Below are 14,190 nucleotides of genomic sequence, written 5' to 3' on the forward strand. Positions count from 1 at the left end.
AGGTCAGGGTCAGGTGAGGGCAGTGCGGATGGCAGACAGTTGGACCGCCGAAAGGCTGGCGAGCTGCGTATCTGTCAAATAGCTAATTTGCGTGGGGCTAAGGGCTTCAAGCTGATAGGTATTGAGCGACGACAGGAAGGTCGTTCCCAGGACGCTCATTGTGGTGGTGGTTAACTGACTGAGCTGGACCGGGCTTAAGGCTGCAAATTCGCTGGCGCTGAGATTGTCCAGTTGGGTGACCGTGAAGGCTGCCATCTGGGTGGGGGTTATGGCGGCGAACTGCGTGGCCGAGAACGCCGCGATCTCAGTAGTGGTCAAGTTGCTGATCTGCGTCGGGGTGAGCGACCCGATCTGCGTTGTGGACAGGGCAGAAATCTGGGCCGCAGACAGGCCGCGCAGTTGCATGCGTACGAGCGAGGTCAGTTGTTCGGTCGTCAGATTCGCGATCTGTGTGGTAGTCAGTGAGGCGACGTCTTCTGCAGCCCATGCGCCGATCTGATCGGTGGTCAGGCCTGAAATCTGAGTAAGGGTCAGGGTCTCGATTTGGGTTTCGGTCAGGCCGGAGATCGCCACCGTCGACAAGGCCCCCATTTGCGTTGAGCTGAGGGCCGACAACTGGGTAAGGGTCAGTGCCGATACCTCGGTTGGGGTCAGGCCATTGATGCCGCTGACCGACAGGGCAGCCAGTTGCGTCGTGGTGATGGAACTGATGTGCGCTTCCAAAAGATTGGACACGCCCGTGGCCGACAGAGAGCCAAACTGCACCATGCTGAGAGCTGAAATCTGGGTGTCGGTCAGGGCATTGATTGAGGTGGCGCTTAAGACCCCCATCTGGGTTTGGGTTAGCCCGGCGATCTGCGTTGTCGACAAGGCGGACGTCTGCTCGGCAGTCAGGCCTATGATGGCCGAAGTTGATAGGCCGCTGACCTGAGTCGAACTGAGGACGGACAATTGGGTAAGATTGAGAGCGCTAATTGCCGTTATCGCCAATTCCGTCATCTGGGTTGCGGTTAGGCTGGCAATCTGGGTGGTGTTGAGGCTCTGAAGCTCTGTTGAGGTTAGAGCCCCCATCTGAGCGGCAGTCAATCCGCGCAACTGAGTCGTGGAGAGCGCAGTCATCTGAGTTGCGCTCAGCCCGTTAATGGCGCCTGTCGAAAGGCCCGATAATTGTGTTGAACTCAAACCGCGCAACTGGGTGGTCGTCAGGCTCGCAAGCTGCGCGTCGGTAAGTCCAGAGAGGCCGGTGGCGCTGAGGCCAGACAATTGGGTAGAGGTAAGGCCCGAGAGCTGGGTCAGGCTCAGAGCAAGAACGCTGCTAGAGGTGAGGCCCACCAACTGCGTCGATGTTAGAACGCCCAACTGAGTTGAGGTCAGGACAGCCACATCGTCGGCGGTCAGCGCGCCTAACTGAGTGGCACTAAACGCTCGGGTCTGGGTTGTGGTGAGTGAGGCGACCTGAGTGGCGGTGAGCCCTTTCATGCCTGTGGTGGAAAGGGACGCAATCTGTGTTGAGGTGAGAGTTTGGATCTGGGCCGTTGTCAGCGTGGCAAGGCCAGTAGAACTGAAGGCGGCGACCTGAGTGGTGGACAGGGCGGCAATCTGGGCGGTCGAAAGGCCTAAAAGCTGGGTCGTTGTCAGCACACCCACCTGCGTCGACTTCAGCGCTTTGATCTGGGTGGTGGTGAGCGCCGTGATCTGAGTGGCGGACAGGTCTTCCACATCCTCGGTGCTTAGAGCCGTGATCTGAGTTGTGGTCAGGGCCGCAAGCTGCGAGCCGCTGAGGCCCTGCAGCTGTGTTTCGCTCAGGCCTGAAATCGCTGCGGCGGCGATAGCGGAGAACTGCGTCGTCGTCAGAGCCGCCAACTGCGTATGGGTCAGCGCCTCGATCTCTGTATAGGTTAGTCCCTGAATCTGGGTGGTGTAGAGGCTGGCAAGCACAGTTGATGTGAGGCCTGCAATCTCGTCCGGATTGATGGCGGCGATTTGGGTGGCGCTAAGGCCGCGCATCTGGGTCAGGGTTAGTCTGGCCAATTGCGTCGACGACAGAGCAGCGAGCTGGGTTTCTGTGAAGCCAGATAATTGGGTCGACGTGAGGGCCGCCAACTGCGTTTGAGTCAAGCCGGTCAGTTGATCGTCACTAAGGCCTGCAAGGCCGGTGGTGGACAGAGCCGCCAGTTGTGTGTTCGATAAGGCCGCGAGTTGGGTCTGACTGAGGCTTTCAACCTCCGTCGCCGTCAGACTCTTGATCTGAGTGGTGCTCAATGCGGCAATCTGAGTATCACTCAAACCCTTGATGGCGGTTTCGCCTAGCGACCCTAACTGGGTGGCACTCAAGCCTTTAACCTGCGTGGTGGTAAGGGCGGCTGCGAGGGTGGAGGTTAGACCAGAAAGAGCCGTACCCGTCAGGCTGTTGAGCTGGGTTGTGCTCAGGGCCTGAAGCTGACTGGAATTTAAGACTTCCATCTGGGCTGAGGTTAGGCCCTTGACCTGAGTGGTTGTCAGGGCCGCCAAGGCGGTGAGGCTCATGGCCATCAACTGGGCGGTTGTCAGCGCGGCAATTTGGGTGCTGCCGACCCCCTTCATCTGGGTGAGGCTGAGACTGGTGATATCGCTGGCCGATAGACCGCTGAAGCCGCTGGCCGACAGGCTGGCGATCTGAGTTGAAGTCAGGGCTGAAATCTGGGCGTCACTAAGGTCACTGATCTGGGTAGCGCTCAACCCCGCGAGTGCTGTGGCGCTAAAGGCGGCCAGTTGGGTTGTTGAAAAGGCGGACAGTTGTGTAGCGTTCAGCGCCGAAAGACTTGTGGCAGTCAGTCCGGAAATCTGGGTAGTGGTCAGACCCGTCAGGGCGCTGGTGCTCAGGGACTCAAGCTGGGTCGTGGTGAGCGCGCCGACCTGCGTCGCGCTTAGGCTGGCCAACCCCGTGCTGGACAATGTCGCGATCTGGGTTTGGCTCAGGCCGCTAAGACTTGTGGCGGTGAGGGCCGAAATCTGGGTGGTACTCAGCGCCTCGATCTGGGACGTCGTGAGGGCTCCTACACCTGCGCTACTCAAAGCCTTAAGCTGTGTTGTAGTCAGGCTGGCGATCTGGGTAACGGTTAGACCGGCAATCTGGGTTGTGTCCAGGGCGGCTATTTGTGTGGCCGTCAGAGCGCGGACTTGGGTGGTTGCCAGGATTGTCAGGTCTTCTGTCGATAGACCTGACAAGGCGGTGGATGTCAGTGCCGCGATCTGAGTGGTAGCCAAGGCGCCCAATTGCGCAGCGCTGAGGTTGCCGGCCTGAGCTTCGGTCATTCCCGACAAGGCCGTGGCGGTCAAACTCTGCAACTGCGTTGTGGTAAGTGCCGCTATCTGGGTTTCCGACAGTGCCGCCAGACCGGTAACGCTCAGGGCGCGCACTTGGGTTGTCGTCAGGCCTGCTAGGGTCGTGGCATTCAGTTGAGACACTTCGTCTTCGGTCAGGGCGGCGATTTGAACTGTGGCCAGACCGTTCATCTGGGTCGTTGTGAGCGCGGCCATCTGATCTGCACTTAGTCCCCGAAAGGCAGTAACGGTTAGGGCGGCCAGTTGAGAGGTGGACAGCGCCCTAAGCTGGGCTGAGGTCAGTGCCCCGGCTTCCGTACCCGTGAGGACACCAAACTGGGTTGTCGTCAGATCAGCAATTGTCGTCCCTAGACTGGCGATCTGGCTTTCATTCAGGCTGGCAATCTGGGTTGTAGTGAGCGCACGCGCCTGGGTCGAACTCAGGCTCAACAACTGCACACCCGACAGGCTAGAAATGCCGGAGGTCGTGAGGGCGGCGACCTGCTTTGTGCTCAGGACGCCAATCTGAGTGATGGTGAGGGCTGCGGTCTGAGTTTCAGTCAGGCCGCTGATACCGGTCACCGAAAAAGCCGAGATCTGGGTGGTGGTCAGACCTGCGATCTGGGTGGCCGTGAGCGCCGTCATTTGTGTTGCGGTGAGCGCCCCTAGTTGTGTCGTCGAAAGGGCCGACAGCGAGGTGGCGCTCAGGCCTGACACCTGCGTCGCGGTCAGTCCGGCAATCTGAGTTGTGCTCAAGGTGCCGAGCTGCGTCGCGGTTAGTCCGGCGATTTGCGTAGCGCTAAGCCCGGTCAGGCCGGTCTTGGAAAGGGCGGCCATCTGAGTGTCGCTCAAAGCCGCAATCTGGGTGGCGTTAAGGGCAGCTACGGCAGTCGAGGACAGGGCTGCGATCTGCGTGGTGTAAAGGCCGGCCAAAATCGTCCCGCTCAGGGCTGCGATCTGAGTTTCAGTGACGGCTCCTATTTCGGCGGCGGTTAAGCTGCGTAACTGTGTGGAAGATAAGGAGACAAGATCATCTGTCCTCAGTTCAGCCACCTGTGTGAGCGTAAGGCTTCGCAACTGGGTCGTCGTCAGGGACTGGAAGGCGGTTGTGTCCAGTGCATCGAGGTGTGACGCGCTGAGGCCTGTAATCGCGGTCGCCGAAAGACTACGTAACTGCGTGGTGGAAAGGGTTGTAAGTTGTTCCGTTGTCAGGGCGGCGACGCCAGTAGCCGAGAGAGCTTTAATCTGCGTGTCGTTGAGGACACCGACCTGAGTGACGCTTAGACCGGTTAGAGTCGTTGCGCTGAGACCTGACACAGAGGCAGCAGACAGGCTAGCCACCTGGGTTACTGAAAGGGTCGCGACCCGGTCCCCCCCCAGACTGTTGAGCTGGGTCGCGCTCATGACTGCAATCTGCGTGGCACTGAGGCTCTGAAGCTGCGTCTCGGTTAGGGCACCGGTCTGCGTGGCGGACAGGGCTTTGATCTGGGTGGCGCTAAGCGCACTGGCCTGAAGCGTGGTGAGGCTTGCCACCTGATCCGTGGTGAGCGCAGCAATCTGGGTCACGCTCAGAGCCTTGAGCAGTGAAGTGGATAGGCTTGCCACCTGTTCGTCGCTCATGCCGGCGACGGCGGTGGCCGACAGGGCGGACACCTGACGGGTGCCCAGCACATTGAGCTGGGTCGAAGTGAGCGCTGCAACCTGAGTGTCGGTCAGACCGTTCGCCCCAGTGGTCGATAGAGCGGCAATTTGGGTTGAGGTCAAGCCTGCGACCTGATCGACGGTCAGGGCCTTGATCTGGATGGCTGTCAGGTTGTTGAGCTGTGTGGTTGACAGGCGCCCCAATTCAGTCGGCGACAGGGCGGAAATCTGATCGGCGGTCAGGGCCTTGATCTGGGTAGCCGTGAGGCTGTTGATTTGGGTCGAGGTCAGCGCCGATAACTGCGACATGGCCAGACCGGCGATTTGGGTTGCTGCCAGGTTCGAGATCTGCCGCTCGCTGAGACCGGTCAGTTGCGTCGCGGTCAGTTCGCTCAGATCCGTTATCGTCAGGCCTTGAATTTGGGTGGTGCTGAGGTTGCGCAGCTGGGTTGTGCTCAGCGACTGCATCTGTCTCTCGCTCAGGGCACTAACCTGGGTGGCCGTCAAGGCGCCCCACTGGCTGCTTTGCAGGGCATTGATCTGCGAAGTGGACAGGCTGGTGATTTCTGTGGCCGTCAGAGCGGCAATCAGCGTTTGCGGCAAGGCACGCAACTGTGTGGTGTCCAGAGAGGCAATCTGCCCTTCATTGAACCCTTTGATGGCGGTGGCTGTCAGTCCCGATAACTGCGTAGAGGTCAACACGGAGATCTGCGTGTTGGACAAGGCGGAGATATCTGATGCGGCCAGCCCCTTCATCTGTGTTGCCGTCAGGTAGCTGAGTTGAGCCAAGTCTAGCGAGGCCACCTGATCCTCAGACAGGTAGCCGATTTGCGTTAGGGTCAGGGCGCGAAGTTGCGTTACTCTCAAGGCGTTGAGTTGGGTCGCCGAGAGGCCTGAGATCGCACTTAAGCTCAAGGCGGCGATTTGCGTGGCGCTGAGGCTCGTCAGTTGTGTGTCGTTGAGCGCAGACGCCAGGTCGGTACCAAGGCTCCCGATCTGCGATAGGCTGAACATTCCTATCTGGGTGGCAGACAGCGCCGAAAGCTGAGCGGTCGAAAGGGCATTGACGGCTGTGGCGGTGAGCCCCTTGACCTGCGTGGTGGTCAGGGCGGACATCAGGGTGGGGCTGATTGATCCGATCTGAACCGTGCTGAGCGCTGCGATCTGTGTCGAGGTCAGCGCCGAAAGCTGGCTGGTGTTAAGCACCGTCAGGTCGTCCTGTGTCAGGGCGCGGACTTGAGTTACCGTCAAGGCTCTCAGCTGACTGCTCTCTAGGGCGGAAAACTGCGTGGTGTTGAGCGCTGCGATTGCCGTCGCACTGAGACCTGAAATCTGATCGGTCCGCAGATAGTTGAGGCTGGTGGCGCTGAGGCTGTAAATTTGCACCTCGCCCAGTGCGCTGAGCTGGGTGGAGGTGAGTGCGCTGAGTTGTGTGGCGGTAAGCCCGGTGAGAGCGGTGGAGGTCAGACCGCGGACCTGTGTCGTCGTCAGCGCCGCAATTTGGGTCTCCGTTAGAGCCGCCATCTGCGTCGCAGTCAGTGTGTTGAGTTGGGTGTCTGCGAGCCCTTTGATCTGCGTTGAACTGATTGCCGCGACCCGGGTACTGCTCAGGCTTCGCAAATGCTCGGTATTGAGACCGCCGACAGCTGTCACCGTCAGTCCCAGAAATTGCGTGTCGTTCAGGGTGTTGAGAAAGTTCGCACTGACGGCATTGATCTGAGTGGAAGTCAGGTAGCTGAGCTGAGTCGCGGTATAGCCGGAAAGCTGGGTGGCGGTCAGTGCACTTAGTTCGTCGGCGGTCAGCGCACGCATCTGTGTCGCTGTGAGGGCGGCAAGCTGGGTAGGGGTTAGTGCTGACAGCTGGGTCGCGCTCAGCCCCTGAAGCTCGGTCGTGGTTAGGCCGGTAATCTGGCTAGGGCTGAGGCTTGCAAGATCGGATTCGGACAGGGCCGCCAGCGCCGAAATCCCCATACCACCGATCTGGGCGGCGGTCAGCCCAGCCAGTTGAGTCGTTGAGAGCGCGTCTATAAGTGTGGTGCTGAGGCCTTGCAACTGAGTTGGCGTCAAAGCACCAATCTGAGTTGAGTTAAAGACGGCCAGTTGCGTCTGACTCAGAATATCAAGTTGGTCGCTGTCGATACCCTTCATCTGGGTGGTGGTCAGAACCGATAACTGAGCCGGGGACAGAACCGAGAACTGTTCCGGCGTCAATTCACCTATATCGGTCGCCGTCAGGCCCAGTATCTGTTGGGTGGTTAGCGCCGCAATTTCATCGACGCCAAAGGCCTCCATTTGGGCCTCTATTAGCGCCGACAACTGCCTGCCGGTGAAGACCATCTGCTCGACGCTGAATGCGGCGATCTGCTCGGTCGAAAGCGCGCGCATCAGCGTTGTGGACAGGCCGGTTATTCCGGTGGTCGACAGAGCGCCGATCTGAGAGGTCGTGAACGCTGCGACCTGCGTAGTGGTCAGGGCGTTGACTTCGGTGGCGGTCAGACTGCGCACCGTCGTTGTTGACAGGGACGCGATCTGGCTGACCGAGTAGCTGGTGTAGATTGATGAGACCACGGCTTTGATGTTTTTCGTTTCGGGCGGGCAAATCCCTCAGGCGTCCCGAATCGGAAAAGAACATTCAGAGTGTGTTTTACACGGGCCGAATTTGCGGGCTCACCTGTCGACTTAGTCTCGCAGGAATGGGACAAAATCGTGACGTATTTGTGTATTCAATTATGCAATTCGACAATACGTGTGATTATATGTATGCTCAGACTAAATATGTACAGAATGAAATATAATCATTACATGTATTTCCACCTTGAAACAATATAAACACTTTTATGAGCTTGTTGTTATATTTTAAAATTAATTAATGATTAACCAGATTGGGTTCAGGTTTTAAAGTATTGGCGAACAACGGTTTGCTTTTTAACTTGTGATGTTTGGCCCGACAGAATGAGGGCCCGCGTGATGTCTATCCTGAATCGCATCCGCTTTACGGCGCTACCTTAAACCTTCCGGGTACCTGGAGTGGCTGTTTACCGGCGCATGCGACCTGTTGGAGGTGTTATGTCCATATCGAGCGCCATGTTGTCCGGGGTGTCTGCGCTGAGTGCCAATTCGACGGCGCTAGCGGCCATTTCTAACAATATCGCCAATGTCAATACGACAGCCTATAAGTCCGTCTCAACAAGCTTTGCAGCCAACGTAAGCAGTTCGGGGAGCAGTACCTATTCGAGCGGCGGGGTGAGCGCTTCGACCGCTTTATCCATCACGGAGGCCGGGGCTTTGCAGACGACGACCTCATCGCTGGATCTGGCTATCGACGGATCCGGGTTTTTTGTAGTCAGTGAAGGGGCAGACGGATCGGGCGGTAGTTATTACACCCGCGATGGATCCTTCTCGGTCAATGACGAAGGGTACCTTGTCAATAGTTCCGGTTATTACCTCCAAGGCTGGCAGGCTGACAGTTCAGGAAACGTGACCGCCGCCTCTTCGGTGAGCGACCTGTCTGCCATCAAAATCCCGACCAGCAGCGACACGCCAACGGCGACCACCAGCATCAGCCTGGCGGCGAATCTCAATAGTGCAACCGAGGCCTATGCGGGCGAATATGATATTTCCACCGGGCTTTCGATGGCCAACTATGATGAGGATGAAGAGACGGGCGTTGAGCCAGACTTTGAGATCGGCATATCCGTCTCGGATAGCCTAGGCAAGGAACATACCCTCACCTTGTCCGTTCTCAAAAGCGAAACCACGAATGAATGGACGGCCGAGTTGTGGTCAGACGATGTCACCGGAGGTTACGGTTCCGAGGGAAACATCATTAAGAGCGGGACGATCACCTTTAACGAAGACGGCACCCTCAATGAAGACAGTCTGGCGGCTTTTTTTGGTGCAGAAGACCTGTCGCAGATCAAGATAGACATTGCCGCCTCGAGTGATGAAACGGGCGCTCTACGCTGGACATCGGAAACCGGCGCGGCCGCCCAAAGCCTAAGCCTCTCATTTGACGATACCCAGGGCGGTCTGACCCAGTACGCCACGACGTCGGAAGTAAAAAGCATTAAGGCCGACGGCACAGTTTTCAGCGACCTTAGCGACGTGACAATTGCAGACGACGGAACGGTCAATGCCATCTACGAAGACGGCACATCCCGCGTTCTGGCTCAAATTCCGGTTGCGACTTTCGTCAACGCCAATGGCCTGACGGCAAAGTCGGGGAATGTCTATGCCTTATCCAGTGAGTCCGGCAGCTATACGTTACGCACGCCCGGTTCAGGTGGCGCCGGTCTTCTGGCGTCTTCGTCTCTGGAAGCCTCGACAGTCGATTTGTCGTCTGAATTCACCAGTCTGATCACTATTCAACGCGCCTATTCGGCGGCTTCAAAAATCATAACAACGTCTGACGAAATGATGCAGACTGTTATCGAGTCAAAGAGATAGTAAATTTTATTTCTAATAAGAAAGATTATATAAAAAACTTTTCAAATAAGAATTAAAATCGCCAAAAGTGGAACAAGTAATTCATTTATAATTCAAAGAAAGGAGATTATAAATGGATTACAATGAGGTTGTATACAAAATTCAAAATGCTTTGCCCGGCCCGGAAGGAAAATTTCAGTCCGAAGTCAAAGAAATAGTTAAAATTCTGTCTACGGATAACGTACAGTGTCTGATGGCATTCCCTCCGAAAGTGGCGGGCACTTTCCTAAGAACTGTCGTGACAAATTTATTATCCATAAACTATAATAGTTTTCTCAGCCGCGGAGCGTTTGCCAACGAATGCTTGCTGCACGATTTATATTTCCCGTCTATTTTGAAGCAGCATATCGTACGTGAAGAGCGGCCGCTGGCTGCGGTAATGCATCTGCACCTCTACCCGAGCAGCCACACTGTCGAAATCGCTGAAATGTTCGAGATTCCGATCGTGATCGGTACACGGAACATTTACGACACCCTCTTAAGTGCCAAAAACATGTGTGATGCAAGGCATCCGGATGAAGTTGATGGCGCAAGTGAGCTGGGTACGCCCTGGCACGAACTTTCCGAAGAGACGCGTCGTTACATGCTGGTCCACGTCATGCCTGCGCGTTACGCGCGCTTTTACGGAGCGTGGTTGCGTTATGCGCATAGCTGCGTCGAACGGGGCGCGCCCGCACCTTTGTGGCTCCGCTATCGGGATCTCATTGATCAGCCCGTGTCGTTGATTTCGGAGCTCATGCGTCATATTGATCCAGGCCACACCTACCCGGAGGCCCTTATTTCTGAGGTTAACGAAAGGGTAAAGGCCCTCAAATCATCCGTCCGTATCAATGTGGGTATTGAAGGGCGCGGTGAGGCCTTTTTTACGTCTGAGGAAAAGCGGGTCATATACAGCGTAATGAAGACCGCCGGCGAGGAGACGCTCCTGTCGCTTGGCGTGCTAAGCCCGCTCAATCGAAATCTACAACCCGTTTATTCTGACAGGGAAGAACCTTGTCAGGCTGTGAGTTGCTGAGGACATCATGGTCACTTCAGTCAGTAGCTCAACCGCCTCAACCACCAGCTCCGCTTCATCCGCAGCGACAAGTTCACTTGGCACGACCTATGAAACCTTTCTCAGTCTTCTGACGGCGCAGTTAAAGAATCAGGACCCGTTAAGCCCAATGGACTCCACCGAATGGACGAGCCAGTTGGTGCAGTACTCGAGCGTAGAGCAACAGATAAAAACCAACGACTATCTGTCCACTCTGGTCGCCCAGTCAGGGGGAAGCCTGTCGAGTGCCGTAAACTATATCGGAAAATCCATTACGGCCGACACTAACACAACCACGCTTTCCGGCGGAGTTGCCACTTGGGACTACACACTTGGCTCGGACGCTTCGTCAGTCACTGTTACGGTGACTGACTCAGATGGCAATATTGTGTACAAGGACTCGTCGGCCGGGACGTCTGCTGGCAAGCACGAGTTTGGATGGGATGGCACGACATCGACGGGTGCCACAGCGGATGAAGGGCTGTATAATCTCACCATCGAGGCACTCGACGGTTCTGGCAACGCCATTAGCCACTCCGTCACGGTGACTGGGACAGTCACCTCTGTTTCGGAAGAAGAGGGGGAGGTTGTTCTTGGGGTTGGAACCAATAAGGTCGCTTTGTCCGATGTGACGTCGGTCGCGAGTTGACTGTGTGCAGATCCTGGCCAGTATATTGCGAAACAGCCGCGAAATGATGTGAGTGAAGCGACGTTCTGGGCACTTATGCGGTGGCGCGCCTTGAGGCCGTCGCGCGTGTTTCGACGACTTGCGCGTATTGAACGAAAAGCAAGCCATCACCGCCGCGTCGTCAGAGGTGGGCAGCCACATCTGTCGGCATAGACCGCGCCCAGCGTCGTCTCCAGAAACGACCACCCCATTTTCGTGGCCAGGTTCACCAGCGCATGCGCAGGTTTAACGATCTGATCAAGAGTAAGCGTTCGGCGAACTGATTTTACGGCTTCTCTTGGCTTTGGGCTTCGATTCGCGCCTGCTCTTTGGCCATTATGCGCTCGATAGCCTCTGGCTCTGAGTGATTTGCCACGAGGAAGCCGCGTAGCCCGCCGTCCCAGTTTCGGGCCTCCTCAAGCATTTCTTCGATGCACTGGATGCCTCGGTCCGTAAAGCCGGTCGCACCATGTTCGGACCCGTCGTAAATATGGAGCATCTCGCCGTAGTCGATGTTGTCGGGATTGCACGCGATCTCTTCAATGAGTTCGATGTCCTCGTCGAGGAGGTCCGCGACGGCTTTGGTCGTAAAGACGCGAGTCGCGCGCGCCATTAAGCGGCCACCCCTGATGCTGGTTTTGCCGGTGCCATGACCCACGGCAGCAGTTCATGCAGCCGCTCTTCCGGATAGTTTCGGATCACCGTCAGAACGTGGGTGAAGTAGGTCTCGGGATTGTGGCCGTGCATTTTGGCGGTCTCGATCAACGTCAGCACATTGGCGATACGCTCGCCCCCCTTGTCGGAGCCGGCGAAGAGCCAGTTCTTTTTTCCGATTCCAATCGGGCGGATGGCCCTCTCAGCTATATTGTTATCGATCTCGACACGCCCATCGTCGATGTAGACACTCAACGCCTCCCATCGCGATAAGGCATAGCGCATGGCCTCCGCCAGCTTCTGCTTCTGCGGGACGGTCGGCAGCATCGCCCTCGATCCAGGCCTTGAGACTATCCAGCAACGGCCGGGCATGCTGCTGGCGTAAGGCGCGCCGTTCGTCGGCTGTCATGCCATGGATGCGCGCCTCGACTGTCCGTAAAGCGCGCCGATACGGCTCAGGGCTTCCTCGGGCCACAGGCGAGGCTTTGAGCTTGATGACGTCATGGAACTTGCGCCGCACGTGCGCCATACACGCTGCCTCGGTAATCTTGTTGCCATAGAGCTTTTTATAGCCGCCATAGCCGTCGGCATGCATCACGCCGCTGAAGTCGGCCAGATGCGCCTCAGGGTGGATACCCTTGCGATCGGCACTGTAATAGTAGGCAACAGCCTTTGGCCGGTCGTCCTTGTAGCCGCTGCCGTCGAAGACATAGGCCCAGAGCCTCCCGGTTGCTGTCGTTCCTCGCCCAGGATCAAGAACATCCACTGGGGTGTCGTCTGTGTGGATCCGGTCGGTTCCGACGACATAGGCTTTTACCAACATCACTAACGGCTCGATCAGAAGCGATACTCGCCCCACCCAGTCGGCCATGACGGATCGGGATATATCAATACCCATCCGCTCGTACATTTCCGACAGGCGGTAGAGCGGGATATGATCATCGAACTTCGCGACCATGATGTGGGCCAGCAGGCTTGGACCGGGCTTACCCCTGGTGATCGGAAGCTTAGGCATCTCGCCCGCCACCGTGGTGTCGCAGTCCTTGCAGATCAGGCGCTTTTCGATATGACGCACGACCTTCACCGAGGCCGGAACATGCTCCATGACCTCGACGACCTTATCCGCCGCCTTAAGGAATGACGTGCTGCCACGAGGTCGGACAGTCGCACGGCGCCTCATAGACCTTGTCTTCACGCGGAAGATTGTCGGGCAACGGTTTGCGCTTCGGGTGCGCCTTTTCATCTTCCGCCTCCGGCAACGCGTCCTTGCCCGAACGCGCCTCAGCCTCGGCACGCGTCGCCTCGATCTCCTCGAGCATCAGCTCGTATTGCTCGATTTTACGCTCGACCTTTTCGGACGATGCCCCGTGATCGCGATGACGCAGCAGCTCTAATTGTCCGCGAAGCAGGGTGATGATGGCGTCCGCTTGGCAACCTCGGCTTCGAGCGCAATGCGATTTTTGTCCAGTTGCAGGGCCTGCTCAGCCACGAGCGCGCGCAGGGCGGCAAGCTCATCAGAGGCGTTGGCAGACATGATTTCCATGCCCGTAACACTAGCCGATTTACGAGCTAAACGCTAATGATTTCCGGCCAAACTCCCTTATAAAATAAGCGTTTCAGCCGCTTCGCAAAGGCGCTGACGTCCACGCTGGGCGACGCCAGTCTATGGCCTCAACGAGCATCGCCAACTGACCCGCCGTCAGATGCGCAACACCGTCCTTCGCCGTCGGCCAGGGAAAATATCCGCGCTCCAGGACCTTGTAATAAAGGCAAAAGCCCTGGGTATCCCACCACAGCAATTTAATCCGGTCAGCCCGCTTTCCCCGGAAGCCAAAGATCGCGCCCGATCCCGGATCCTGTTTGATCACGTCACGCGCCAACGTCGCCAAGCCGTCGATCCCGCGGCGCATATCCGTCACCCCACAAGCCAGGTAGACCTTCACATTCCCCGACGGCCCGATCATGACGCTTCCACGCACGCGATCAATGACGACAAAAGCCCTCGATCCAGATCCGCCGGCACCTTCAGGCTGCGACCGCCGCGCACCAAGATCTCAACGATCACCGCAAATCCAGAACCAGGACCTTCAGCCCCAGGTAACGACGCGCTAACAGACACCGGCACAAACACCGGCCCCTCTGCCGCCTGCAGCTGGCGACGCCACTGATAGATCTGCTGGGGACGCACATCGTGGCGACGTGCAACGTGCGAGACTATCGCTCCCGGCACTGACGCCTCTCGCAAAATCAACGCTTTCTCTTCGCGAGACCGGCGCCGATAGCGCTCAACCCCGCTGATAACCTCATACCGACCCATGCCGAATGTTCCGTCACAAATGAATAACTTCTGACGGAAGTTTCGCTCACTCAGCCCCTTCAGCAAAACGCGGTGCCCGGACGCTTACGA

Annotated in this window: 11 protein-coding genes; 3 read left to right on the plus strand and 8 right to left on the minus strand. The window is 57.2% G+C overall.

Annotation, left to right across the window (positions count from 1 at the left end; translation table 11 throughout):
* Positions 1-9 precede the first annotated feature (9 nt).
* A complete protein-coding gene (locus ASTEX_RS01200) occupies positions 10-7,512 on the minus strand; it encodes a beta strand repeat-containing protein (protein ID WP_013477779.1) in 7,503 nt (2,500 codons plus the stop codon).
* A 498-nt stretch (positions 7,513-8,010) separates the two neighbouring features.
* Here ASTEX_RS01200 and ASTEX_RS01205 point away from each other — a divergent pair, with 498 nt between their 5' ends.
* The 3 genes from ASTEX_RS01205 (at position 8,011) to ASTEX_RS01215 (ending at position 11,111) form a co-directional block, all read left to right on the plus strand.
* Entirely contained in the window at positions 8,011-9,390 is a 1,380-nt protein-coding gene (locus ASTEX_RS01205; protein ID WP_013477780.1) for a flagellar hook protein FlgE, read from the plus strand.
* A gap of 112 nt (positions 9,391-9,502) precedes the next feature.
* Positions 9,503-10,444 (plus strand): hypothetical protein, encoded by a 942-nt coding sequence (locus ASTEX_RS01210; protein ID WP_013477781.1) that lies wholly within the window; start codon positions 9,503-9,505, stop codon positions 10,442-10,444.
* 7 nt (positions 10,445-10,451) lie between these two features.
* Positions 10,452-11,111 carry a flagellar hook assembly protein FlgD gene (locus ASTEX_RS01215; RefSeq protein ID WP_013477782.1) on the plus strand — a complete coding sequence of 220 codons (660 nt, stop codon included), beginning with the start codon at positions 10,452-10,454 and terminating at the stop codon, positions 11,109-11,111.
* Between the two features lie 304 nt (positions 11,112-11,415).
* On the opposite strand, the gene ASTEX_RS01220 is transcribed toward ASTEX_RS01215, so the two are convergent.
* The 7 genes from ASTEX_RS01220 to tnpA all read right to left on the minus strand — a co-directional run bounded on the left by ASTEX_RS01220 (position 11,416) and on the right by tnpA (position 14,166).
* Complete coding sequence (locus ASTEX_RS01220) at positions 11,416-11,742, minus strand: hypothetical protein (protein ID WP_013477783.1); 327 nt, start codon at positions 11,740-11,742, stop codon at positions 11,416-11,418.
* A complete protein-coding gene (locus ASTEX_RS20750) occupies positions 11,742-12,038 on the minus strand; it encodes a transposase domain-containing protein (protein WP_425358993.1) in 297 nt (98 codons plus the stop codon). The genes ASTEX_RS01220 and ASTEX_RS20750 overlap by 1 nt, the downstream gene beginning before the upstream one ends.
* On the minus strand, positions 11,998-13,026 hold the full coding sequence (tnpC, locus tag ASTEX_RS20755) for an IS66 family transposase (RefSeq protein ID WP_342626490.1): 1,029 nt from the start codon (positions 13,024-13,026) through the stop codon (positions 11,998-12,000). The genes ASTEX_RS20750 and tnpC overlap by 41 nt, the downstream gene beginning before the upstream one ends.
* Positions 12,914-13,201 (minus strand): IS66 family transposase, encoded by a 288-nt coding sequence (locus tag ASTEX_RS20760; protein WP_342626496.1) that lies wholly within the window; start codon positions 13,199-13,201, stop codon positions 12,914-12,916. The genes tnpC and ASTEX_RS20760 overlap by 113 nt, the downstream gene beginning before the upstream one ends.
* Positions 13,174-13,317, minus strand: coding sequence for a hypothetical protein (locus tag ASTEX_RS20765; protein WP_245532515.1), 144 nt, complete (start codon positions 13,315-13,317; stop codon positions 13,174-13,176). The genes ASTEX_RS20760 and ASTEX_RS20765 overlap by 28 nt, the downstream gene beginning before the upstream one ends.
* An 82-nt stretch (positions 13,318-13,399) precedes the next feature.
* Positions 13,400-13,747, minus strand: a complete 348-nt coding sequence (tnpB, locus tag ASTEX_RS01230) for an IS66 family insertion sequence element accessory protein TnpB (RefSeq protein ID WP_013477784.1) — start codon at positions 13,745-13,747, stop codon at positions 13,400-13,402.
* Complete coding sequence (gene tnpA, locus ASTEX_RS01235; RefSeq protein ID WP_083805527.1) at positions 13,744-14,166, minus strand: IS66-like element accessory protein TnpA; 423 nt, start codon at positions 14,164-14,166, stop codon at positions 13,744-13,746. The genes tnpB and tnpA overlap by 4 nt, the downstream gene beginning before the upstream one ends.
* Between the last annotated feature and the right edge of the window lie 24 nt (positions 14,167-14,190).

This window comes from Asticcacaulis excentricus CB 48, assembly GCF_000175215.2.
Classification (GTDB): domain Bacteria; phylum Pseudomonadota; class Alphaproteobacteria; order Caulobacterales; family Caulobacteraceae; genus Asticcacaulis; species Asticcacaulis excentricus.

Bases quoted from the DNA above. Each gene is read 5' to 3' on its own strand.
- ASTEX_RS01210 (WP_013477781.1), top strand. From the start codon at position 9,503: ATGGATTACAATGAGGTTGTATACAAAATTCAAAATGCTTTGCCCGGC.
- ASTEX_RS01205 (WP_013477780.1), top strand. From the start codon at position 8,011: ATGTCCATATCGAGCGCCATGTTGTCCGGGGTGTCTGCGCTGAGTGCC.
- tnpC (WP_342626490.1), bottom strand. From the start codon at position 13,026: ATGAAAAGGCGCACCCGAAGCGCAAACCGTTGCCCGACAATCTTCCGC.
- tnpB (WP_013477784.1), bottom strand. From the start codon at position 13,747: ATGATCGGGCCGTCGGGGAATGTGAAGGTCTACCTGGCTTGTGGGGTG.
- ASTEX_RS01220 (WP_013477783.1), bottom strand. From the start codon at position 11,742: ATGGCGCGCGCGACTCGCGTCTTTACGACCAAAGCCGTCGCGGACCTC.
- ASTEX_RS01215 (WP_013477782.1), top strand. From the start codon at position 10,452: ATGGTCACTTCAGTCAGTAGCTCAACCGCCTCAACCACCAGCTCCGCT.
- ASTEX_RS20765 (WP_245532515.1), bottom strand. From the start codon at position 13,317: ATGTCTGCCAACGCCTCTGATGAGCTTGCCGCCCTGCGCGCGCTCGTG.